This is a genomic window from Sedimentibacter sp. B4, assembly GCF_000309315.1.
GTDB classification, from domain to species: domain Bacteria; phylum Bacillota; class Clostridia; order Tissierellales; family Sedimentibacteraceae; genus Sedimentibacter; species Sedimentibacter saalensis.
In genome coordinates, this window is sequence record NZ_CANG01000167.1 from 1 (window position 1) to 209 (window position 209).

Annotated in this window: 1 protein-coding gene; it reads right to left on the reverse strand. The window is 60.8% G+C overall.

All coding sequences use genetic code 11. The features are described 5' to 3' along the window. Window positions 1-209, reverse strand: a 209-nt coding sequence (gene ndhC, locus BN358_RS23095) for an NADH-quinone oxidoreductase subunit A (RefSeq protein WP_306461331.1), incomplete at both ends; no start/stop codon positions are given.

A 209-nucleotide genomic window follows, 5' to 3' on the forward strand; every position in this document is an offset into this window, starting at 1 on the left:
TAGAGGAAGATGGTCTCGATGTCGAAGACGATGAACAGCATCGCCGTGATGTAGTACTTGATCGGGAACCGGCCGCCGCCCATCGGCTGGGGGGTGGGCTCGATTCCGCACTCGTACGAGCTGTACTTGACCTTGTTCCAGCGCCGCGGCCCCAGGAACGAACTCAGTGTGATCGAGACCGCCAGGAAGAACGCGGCCAGGGCCATGAT